Source organism: Chitinophaga sp. LS1, assembly GCF_034274695.1.
Taxonomy (GTDB): Bacteria; Bacteroidota; Bacteroidia; order Chitinophagales; family Chitinophagaceae; genus Chitinophaga.
In genome coordinates this window covers 5,082,355-5,093,367 of record NZ_CP128362.1, presented here as the reverse complement: position 1 = coordinate 5,093,367, position 11,013 = coordinate 5,082,355, and the positions used below count along the sequence as shown (strand labels likewise).

3 protein-coding genes and 1 pseudogene are annotated in these 11,013 nt (G+C 43.8%); 2 read left to right on the top strand and 2 right to left on the bottom strand.

The window, feature by feature from the left end; genetic code table 11:
- Nucleotides 1-69: 69 nt before the first annotated feature.
- Both QQL36_RS20950 and QQL36_RS20945 read left to right on the top strand, forming a co-directional pair.
- On the top strand, nt 70-903 hold the full coding sequence (locus QQL36_RS20950) for a hypothetical protein (protein ID WP_083727801.1): 834 nt from the start codon (nt 70-72) through the stop codon (nt 901-903).
- Nucleotides 897-1,722: pseudogene (locus QQL36_RS20945) on the top strand (IS630 family transposase); the annotation flags it as partial. The gene QQL36_RS20950 and the pseudogene QQL36_RS20945, both read left to right, overlap by 7 nt.
- 177 nt (nt 1,723-1,899) lie before the next feature.
- Here QQL36_RS20945 and QQL36_RS20940 read toward each other — a convergent pair.
- Nucleotides 1,900-2,487: a hypothetical protein gene (locus QQL36_RS20940; protein ID WP_321566666.1), complete on the bottom strand. Its 588-nt coding sequence runs from the start codon at nt 2,485-2,487 to the stop codon at nt 1,900-1,902.
- A complete protein-coding gene (locus QQL36_RS20935) occupies nt 2,488-11,007 on the bottom strand; it encodes an RHS repeat-associated core domain-containing protein (RefSeq protein ID WP_321566665.1) in 8,520 nt (2,839 codons plus the stop codon). It lies immediately after the preceding gene.
- Nucleotides 11,008-11,013 lie beyond the last annotated feature (6 nt).

Below are 11,013 nucleotides of genomic sequence, written 5' to 3'. Positions count from 1 at the left end.
ATTATTTTCGAAATTACACGAAGCAGATCAAAACAATGATCTGCTTTTTTCGTTATAGTAAATATTGCGATGAAAAAATCTGCCACTTCATATAAAGCCTTGTATACTGCCTGCCTGAGACAGCAGGCAGGGTTACAGGATACGATATCAATGCAACAGGAGCAGATACTTTTTCAGCAGGAACAATTACTGCTTTTACAACAGGATCGTGAAACGAAAGATGCCATCCTTTTTGAACAGAATCAGCTAATCTGTCATCAGCATCAATTACTGAAACAGAAAGATGAGCAACTGGAAGCTGGCGAACAGACTATCTTTCAACAGGGAGAACAACTAGCTCAATATGATCACCTGATTAAAAACCAGGAGCAGAAAATAGTTTCTTTAGAACAGGATGTTACAAACCAACATAAGCTGATAAATAGTTTACAGAGAAGTCGACATGAGCTGAAAGCCCTTAAAAAATGGGTCCATGGTATAAGAAGTGAAAAGAGACCACTACTAACAAGCACTGAAACACCGGGTGAAGTTGTACAGGGCACGCTGATTTTAGATGCAGATGAATATGGTGTATGTCAAATCAGTTCCCGTAAAGTAATTGCCGAACATATCAGAAATACTGTTGTCATTAGCCCTAAAACAAGAGGTGGTCGCAACGATCTGCCTAAAGGGTTAGAAGAAGAAATTATCACGCTGGATGTAAATCCTTTACCTGCAGGCGCCAGATTAGTAAGGATAGATGAGCAGCGACAACTGGCCTGCTCTCCTTTGCGGTGGTATATCAAAGTAACCAGGCGACCTGTTTATATCATTCCTTCTGAAGATGGATTATATGCTAAAAAGGTGACTGCTCCACTGCCAGCACATCCTATCTCCCGTTGCAAAGTAGATAAAATGCATTAAGTTGCAGCAAACCACCGAAGGGCCATGCAAAATGGACTCTCAGATTATTAGGTGATAAGTTAGTCGAATTGGAGTATGTGGATAGTATATCTTATGAAATAGTACGTAAAGTGCTAAAAAAAACGAATTAAAACCATGGAAAGTAAAGGGATGGGTAATACCACCCACTGCTAATGGTCAGTTTGTGGCAGCTATGGAACAAGTACTTGATGTATACACCCGTCCTTATAGGAAAAGTATCCCGTTGTTTGTATGGACGAGTCACCCAAGCAGCTTATTCGTGAAACAAGGACACCAGTCAAAATGCGAACAGGCCAGGCTCCACGACATGATTATGAATATGAGCGGTGTGGAGTATGCAATATTTTTATGGTTAATGAACCTCTGGTAGGCAAACGATATGTAAAGATAACGGATAGAAAAACCAAGCAGGATTGGGCTGAATTAATAAAGGAGATAGCCGACGAGTGGTACCCCAAGGCAGCCAAAATAACTTTAGTTATGGATAACCTGGCTACGCATTCACCAGGAGCCTTGTACGAAACCTTTTCTCCTGCAGAAGCCAAGCGAATATGGGATCGTTTCGAATTTATATATACACATAAACATGGCAGTTGGCTGAATATGGCTGAAATTGAGTTGAATATTTTAACTAAACAATGTCTAAACAGGAGAATTGATAACATAGAAACAATTAAAGAGGAAGTGCAAGCCTGGCAATTATATAGAAACGGCAAAAAGGCAGTCATTAACTGGCAGTTTACGACAAAAGAAGCCCGTATTAAACTAAAGAAACTTTATCCGACAATTTTATATTGACTTGACACTAGAATTAATACCAATTAATCTAAAGTGCTTCCCGTCTAAAGTCTCTGTATCAGCAACAGCAATAGTAACACCGGGCATCTTCCACCGGTAACCTAACTCTCCCCCCCATAAGGCTTTGGCAAGGTAGATTTATTATATCCCAAATCTATTCATCTAATTTAATAAACCTCACAACTTAAATGGGAGCTTTATAAGAGTACTTTCTGGCTCACGCTGAGTAGGAAAGACGAATCTGTAATAATCGGCATATTCATTTCCTCCAACTGCGGCAATAACTTTCCCTAGGAACATACTATTAACCTTAAAATCATTTGTTATTTCATTTGGAATAATCTTATATTCCAAATAAATCCGAAGATAATTAAGAAATCCGCTCTCACTATCAGCAATGTATGTATATGCTCCATCAATATCTTCAGCTAAAATTACCTTGCGGTTTGATAAATCAGCACCAATGTAAAACCCTCCATTATTATCACGTCCAAATAATACAAACCTGTCTTCTAAATATAATGGCTTAATAAAGTAAAAATGGCTTAACACCTGAATTAAATCTGCAAAGTTGCTATTTTCTACCAGTTCGGCAAACATTCCCCATTCCCTGTTTTCTCCTTTAAGCGACCTCTTATACCGAATCAATGTTTCAGGAAAATCGTCCTTGTCCGACGGCTCAAGCGAATCAAATATTGCCCTTACTTGGGAAAATACTGCATACTGATAAATAGAAATAAACTCTTTTATAGCTAAAGCATCCATCTATTGTAATTTATTTGTAAATGTGTTGTGTACTTTGTTTGTCGGCATTTCCTCCGGTTTTACCATTTCGATAACGTTTACCGGAGTAAACCCTTTTGATCCATTTTGCTGGAAAAATATCACTGCATGTGTCACCGTCTTATTAAGTTTTGCGGACGCCTGTGAAGCATCCTGATAGTAAGCATTCCATCCCCCTACAACAAATGTTGCTGGATCAGCTTTTGAGAGGTTGAAAAACTGAAAATTGGCCATCTCACTCTCTGATGCGTAATAAATCCCAACGGTCCCTGGACGCATTGATCCCGTTCTGGAATTATTCCCACGAGCAAAACGAACTACCTGTTGATAATCCTTCTGACCAAGCCCTGCCTCAACCATCATCATTTCATCTTCTTGCCATTTCGCATCAGTTAAATCACCTACCAATAAAGGATCCTGTCCATATGTTTGCTGGTAAACGGTTAACATCATTCCTAAAATACTGGTTGCAGCCCCAAATTTATGCCAAAGAGATGTAAAGCCTTTTCCAGTATGTAATTGTTGCGGCAACGCAATGCCTATCTTGTTCTCCTGATTCAGGTGGTGCATATGTAGTATTTGTCCCTTAAAATCTCTGAACGCTGTAAACTGGTCCACAAATATTTTATCAGCAACCGGTGATAAACCATTATCCAAAGCATATTTGTTTGAATTACTCCAGATGATTGATGGATCATTATTACGAACCTGATCCCAATACCAGGAAGGATTATCAAGTATACCATTTGCCCTAGTTTGCGTATACTTTATTTTACCATTAGCTAATGTATGCTCCTTTGGCATCTTTGTCAGATCAACCTTCAACTTATTATAAATATACTTCTTACTACCGGGAGGCGTGCCTGTAGAGGCGCCATTCTCATCTATGAACCTAATAGGATTGTTTGACGCATATGAATAGGGACTGAGCCACGCAAATTTGTTCATGTAAGGATCTAACGAGGAAAACTTACCAATCCTAGGATCATAAATTCTCGCACCAAAATCGATCTGATTCCCTTCCCCCTTCACCTCATTATCATTCTCCTTCCCATTAAACCCATACCTATACCCTCCTAAACTCCACTTCCTATCCCCCATCCCCATTCCAAAAGGATAATAATCCCCCGCACTCATCACCTCCGCAACATAATGATCCCCTTCCGGAAGACCCTTATCACTCACCGTCACCAACACATTCCCCAAATGATTCACCAACTCATACCTCCTCACCCCCACCTTATTCCATGTCGAATCCACCTCTCCACCTACTACCAATCCCGGCTCCCACAATCCCAATCTACTACTCCCATACAAATGCTGCTCCTTCCAGTACTGATCACTCCCTCCTCCAACATTCCCATACACTGCCAGCACATTCCCCGCCGCATCACGCACATACCATGTCTTATCCGTCACTCCGCCATGCGTATAACCCTTATACACCCTATTCCCGCCCGCATCATACCTATATTCCAAAGAACTCCCATCCCCCTTCGTAATCCCACTTATCTTCCCATACACCGTCCACTTTATAGTAACTACACTATCCCTAACATTAGCAATCAGGTTACCAACATTATCATAAATATAATTATTTACCCCCTGACTTGAAACATCCTCCGTATATGGATCACCCGCAATACTATCCAACACCTGCGTTAATCTGTTACTACTCAAATACCCCTGACCATCCCGCGCATACACATACTTCAAACTATCCATCTGCAACTGCTTGCCGCCAGCTCCACTCCCATACCGCGTATACCGCAATATATTCCCATTCCCGTCATAACTGATATCCTCCTTATAAGCATTACCAACAGATAAAACATTCCAGCTGGCAGCTCCATTAACCAGCGAATGCTGACGCATCGCCGTCAAACGGTTCAACTGATCATACCGGTAAGAATACCCAACAGGATTCCCGGAATTGATTTTTGAAAGTGCTAATGTACTCCTGCTGATATTCCCATTATACAAATTACGCCCCATCACATCCCCCGTCTGTCCAACCCATTTCAAACCTAATGAATTCGTATCAACAATCGCCTTATAATCCCCCGCATAATAATCCAGGCTATATGCATACGCATCCCGCGCTATTGCCCCTCTTATGCCCCCTATCACCCCATCACGACCCATATCAGTACCTGCTGTCAGATAGTTCCCATTCACACCCTTTAACCACCCCTGCAAGGTATACGCATAATCTACCCCCTGCACCAGCTCCATATCCCCTAATTCCATCCTTGCCAATGGCCCATGCAGATAATAACGATACCCCGCATCTGTCTTCGGATTCATAATCTCCCAGCCATCTGCCGATACACTATCTATTCCACTACCCGCCTTCGTCAACCGGTTCTCCGCATCATACTGATAATTATAATAAAACCGATCTGCCCCACCACGCTGATAACGAACCTTATTCACCTTGCCACTTACAAGGTCATATTGATAATCTACCCGTTTCACCCCCAGATCCTGCACCTGCTGCCACAACGTCTTTACATTCCCTATCTGGTCGTAACTATAATAGCTCGCCTGCAATGGCGTACTTCCCGCATCCTGGTAAGTAGTGGCCGCCACACGCTTACGCAGGTTCTCCTGGTTCAACCCCGCTGCTGCATACGCCTCATCATAAAATGTTCTCGTTATCTGTGCATCACTTCCCGCACCCAAAAATACCTCCGGAGAAGACATAAATATCTCTGATCCTGTAAGGCTAGCTCCACTCTTCTCTCCTACCTCTATCACTCTCCCCTGTGCATCATACTTTGTATAACTATACCTCCCTGTAGCCCCACCATTCACAGCCACCACCTGCTCCGCATTCTGCGACGTCACCAACCTACCTAACCTATCATACCAGTAACTACTCACTCCCGCATCCGGCGTACGCTGTTGCGTGATACCATTCAACGACTGGTAACCATAAGACGTCGCCAGCGTATGCCCCGGATACACCGCCGAAAACTGCATCTCTACCGTACTGCCCCCTGCTCCAACAGCAGGCAGATTATAACGACCCCAATAACTTAACGACTTTGTAAGCACCGTATCATACGCCGGACTTAACCCCAGACAAGGTACCGCCGCATTCGCCGCTATCTCTGCCCCCGACAATAACCTGTTGTATAACCGAAAATGCTTCAGCGTACTCAAATTCTCAGGATAGATAAACCCTGACCCCGTATTCGTCAACGTCCACCCACAACCACCTGCAGGGGGCCCTGCACTCAATGGACACAATACCCCATTCACATACACCGCCAGGTCTCCACTGTTCAACCCCTGACCCTGCAATACCACATGGGTCCACTGCCGTAACGGTAATATCGCCTGCAGATCTGCTACCAGATGCTTTGATATAGCAAAATCTATAGTCGCACCATCCACCGCCGGTGCCATCGTATAAATGGACATATACAAATAACGACCACTGATACAGGTATTAAACAGGTATTTATTACCCCCCGTCGTTGCCAGTACCTGGTTATTGTCCATAGCAGGATTATACAACCACCACTCCATTGCCGAATTGGTACCCGCCTGCAATACCGTACTTAACCTGTTTAAAATCGTATCCTTATTGGCCGCTACTACAGGACCACTATACGTACAGGCAGATGCTACATTATCCCGTGCATCCCATACCTGTTGCTGATAAGACGCATCCAGCAGGTGTACTCCCTCCGGTGGTATCGTGCGCACAAGGTTACCTGCCTGATCATAATAGTATAATGTAAAATGGTACAATTGCTGTAAAGCCGTCAGTTCCAACCTGGGCTTCACACTGCTGCAATAAGCGATGTACCCTTTCCTGAACTGCCGCTCTTCTTCTGCTATATATTCTTTATAAAGTACAATCCCACTTAATGCCGCATGATTGATCAGCTGCTTCATACAGCTATATGGATCCTGACTCACGGTAGAAAATACAGGCTGATTCGTTAATACAGCCGATGAATTCACCAGCAGCTTTGCCTCAAAATCCTTATAATCTGAATAAGACAAAGTGAAGCCCCAACGGTGATTCAGGTAAGTGGCATAAATGCTTTCATAATTAGCACTGGTCGTATCAAGGGACATCTCAGATTGCATGGCCGCTACTCCCTGCTGGTAACCAAAGCCGCTAACATAACCCTGTGCTCCAGGGTCCATAAACACGGGCAACTGTATCTCATCCGCCAGTAAGTAACGACAATTGTTACAGCTATTCTGCAAACTCGTAAGTTCTGCCTCTGTCAGCGTCATCGCAGCACCAAACTTATTTACAAGGAACTGATAAAATCCGCCCGCTGCGTTATTATATTCCTGCGTCAGTGCTGCCAGCCTTGCACAGATACTACTATCTGTCTTTTGAACAGAGACATTCGTCGCCTGTAACTTTACATTGTATGGATAAGGTGCATCCAGTAACCACGGGTTACAAAGCATATCCAGCGAAGTAATACCCAATACCCCTTTGATCGCCTCTTTAAAGGATACATAACCTCCGGAAGGCGCTGCACCAGGTACTGTACTCGCTCCATTCGGATGATCCACATCACCACCCGCCTTACATACCTGCAATAATTTTGTACGCAGCAAATCCGCCTTTACAGCATAAGCTGCATTGTTGTTTAAACAACCCGCCAACTGTTGCATCCAGTAATCCGCCTGTGCTTCACAATTTTCACTCACAGACTGCGTAACCGCTGCTGATACCTGCGCCGCTAATGCGGTCGTATCTGTTGATACTCCTGCTGTACTGTAAGAAACACTGTTGATACGGGAAACTTTATTTTTTAAGGCAGCCGCACAATCGTTTGTGACAGGTGTAGCAGGGTTAGGATTACTACAGCCCGAACCTTCTATCGTTCCTCCCGCATCACTTACACTCTGCAATACATACGTCAGCGATTTTGTACTACCTGTAAAGACATAACTGTAAATCTTCGCACCCGGATTCTCATGAAATGAAAACTCCACGCCCGCTGTTACACTCGCCCCCGTCGGAATATCAGGCCCGGAATAATGCATGATACAATTCCAGTTGGCAATACCTGTGGCCGGATCATAGGTAGTATTATCCCGTTGAATGCTCAGCGTGAAGTTTGACAAACTCTTCGCCACATCACAATCAAATGTACTTCCACTGTCATCAGGACGACAGGAAATTCCCTTCACCTGAACGGAACCCGTGTTGATGGCACTCGAAATACAGATAGCTGCTTCCGTCTGACCAGCTGCAAATGCCACCGAATCGACCTGTGTCAATCCAGCATATTCGTCAGGATAATACAAAGACAAGGTAACTGCACTCGTCAACCCCGCACCACTGTATGTAATTTTCAGGGATTGTAAATCAGTGCCACAGGTAGCAGTTCCTGCCTCTACATTAAAAGCAGACAACTCCGGACAGGTGGTTATGGCATAACTCAATGTATCGCCTACCACACATACTCCTCCACAATAAGCCGAAGTGCTCCGCGCTGTTGCGTAATATCTTTCCTTCAACTCAAGATACTTATCACGATACATCCGCCACTCCAGGTCTGCTATCCGGCAACTGGTTACAGGAGAACAGGAAGACCAGTTATTTGCATTCGGTAACGGGTTATTATTTGTGTTCGTACTCCCTGTATTATCCGCACAATACAACAGGTAATCTACATAATCAGGTAAATTTTTAACAGCATATCCCGAGGCATTAAAACCAACCACATTTTTACTATAATTGGTAAGATCTGCTATAAAACTGGTCTTATAACTACTTAACACACCACTAAATGCGGTATCCTGCGCTACCAGCCAACTGATATTACTCTTATTATAAACAGCAGCTGGCAATACACCCGTAATACCTGCTACCGTCTGCACCTGCTTTATCTTATCATCCCACTGATACGCCGTACTGTTATCATAACAAAACCGCAACGCACAATACTCCGGATGATATTTAATAAACCGTGCCGCCCATTCCGTCTTCCAATACCGCAATAACATCGTCAGCGTAAAATGCGCATCATAGGGAGACATCACCGAACCATCCTCCATCTCAAACTGCTCTTCAATATATTCACTACTGGTCGCACTCTTTATAGGGAACTCATCCCGCCAGTGATTATACAATACATTTATGGTTCTTTCCAATGCAGAATCTCCATCAAATAATGCATACTGCCCTCCCGGACTTACATCCAGTTTTAACGTATTTTCCAGATCTTCACACGGCGATGATTGACAAGAAACCTGCAAACGCTGACATTGTGCCAACAACGAATCATACAATGTATTGGACCAGGTATTAATCGCAGTACCCGTCACCCCATTCTGTGCTAATCTGGACACCACAGCAGCCGTAAAATCTGTCTTTGCACCCAATGATGTCAGGCAGGTACTGCAATCGCTAAAACATCCTGAAAAGTCCTGACTTTGCAAGGCCTGCTGTACAAACTGCCACTGCGTCTTCAGATTGGTATTCCTCTTTATAAAATCAGCCGTATAATTAGCGATAGCTGAATCATTCAGCCCTAATTCAAAAGACACGTAATACTCGCCGATCTGGTCAAAATTCAAATTGATTACCCCTGTCAAAGCATTCACATCATTACAATTACTGACCAGACTTCCAACAGGCCTTGCCCCTGCACTATCATACAAGATCCTGTTACAGTTGTCCGTAACCCGGATCTTTAAGTCATAATAACAGTTACTACATATTGTAACGCCACTCTCACTATAGGTTTTTATCAGCTTGTCTATATTATACCTGAGCGTAGCAGGACCAGGTACTGCCGATGAATAGGTCGTGGTTGCACTCAGCTTCAGCTTTGCAGGATCAAATGTATACTGACTGGATTCTATTAATGAAAATGTCTCTTCGGTAGAATCAGGCTTCGAAGGTAATCCATCCAAATTAGCAGGCGCCCCACCCGCCAGTGCCGTCGCTATCGTCTTACCCGCTGCGTTCAGGTAACTGACACTTACCTGTCCATTTCCATCCATTACCATGTTTTTCAGGTAATGAGATGCATAACCTACATCATTGCCAAACATCCTGTCTAATTCCCATTGTGCAGGTTTCCCATAATATAATTTCGTAGCTTTATTGCCCGGCTGAAACAACTCTCCTACTCCCCCCTGCACACTCATCCTTCCTGTATTATCAGGCGTATAAAGATTTACAGCAAATGGATACCCATTCGCATCCGGAATAAATTTATTTGTACTGTCACTTAAAAACGGATTCAAAGGAGAATAATAACGTGCCGCACCCGAATCATTACTCATCTTGCCCGGAACAGGAATACAGTCTGTCGTATTTCCATACACATTTGCATAAGTATAGTTTCCACCCCCTAATGCATGATGCATGCCCGGGTAATAATTCAACCTGCTCTGTGTAATTGGTGCCGGCAATATATTCACCAGCGGACGCCCAAATTCATCATACAGGGTCTCCTGGATCATTGCCCGCTGATCGGAATTATTGACCGTTACTGTCTGCCGGGTACGAAGCGTACCATCAAAATAACTGACCACCTCCTTCTTCATTCCGCCCTCTGCATACACAGCACTATACTGCCAGTTCAAATCAGACCGGTGCCTGGCAGAATCCAGTAATATTACCGACGGTCCTGCAACCCCACCTTGTTTCAACTGGTAAAACCAGTCTCCTTCCTGCCTGAATCCGTCATCAGTATACTGAACAGGCCTTATCCTCACTGGTAAATACTGGGATATATGGATAAGTGAAATCTCAAAATACTCCCGCGGAATCGTTACCCGCGTGGCATTATTGCGGAACAAACCAGCCAGTGTAGCAGCAGTCACATTACTTCCCTGCTGCGCCAGCAACCTGCCATTATCTGATAACTCATCGATAAAAGTCCATTCCAGGTCATACTCCTCCGCTCCTGTATATTTCTCCCAGGTAAGCATCACGGCAGCAGTATCTACTGTAGCAACCGGCACAATTGTTTTGGTGAGATCCCAATCGTAAGAGCGCTCCACCACTACCTGCCCCATCAACCGGAATATGGTTGGCAATGTCGTCCCTAACTCCGCACTGGTGATGCTGTTGACCGTAAGTCTTACCTTATACCCGTTCAGGAATTTATACGTATCTGTCGCCCTGTAAGCAACTCCCTCCGTCGGCGTATATGTAACCTGCAATTTCACATGGTCATTCGTAATTGGATCCACCTGACTGGGCTGCGACCAATATTCCACCTTCAGATCTATCTCACATTTGAAGGCTGAAACAGGCATAGTTCCTCCCTCTCTATACAATCCAAAGGTGATGATATTGGTGACTGTACGGTTATGTATCTTTGTCCAGTCAACATTACTATTCAAAAACTTCTCATCTTTTATTTCCAGTACATCTCCCTGCTTTAAACCTCCCTGCAGCTGGTTCTGATAAGATTCAATCGCAGTAAAAGCCTTTGCTGTGTGCAAAGTGCATAACATGACTGCCAGTAACATGATCTTCTTAAAAGCGGAACCCATATAAAA

Bases quoted from the DNA above. Each gene is read 5' to 3' on its own strand.
- QQL36_RS20935 (WP_321566665.1), bottom strand. From the start codon at position 11,007: ATGGGTTCCGCTTTTAAGAAGATCATGTTACTGGCAGTCATGTTATGC.
- QQL36_RS20950 (WP_083727801.1), top strand. From the start codon at position 70: ATGAAAAAATCTGCCACTTCATATAAAGCCTTGTATACTGCCTGCCTG.
- QQL36_RS20940 (WP_321566666.1), bottom strand. From the start codon at position 2,487: ATGGATGCTTTAGCTATAAAAGAGTTTATTTCTATTTATCAGTATGCA.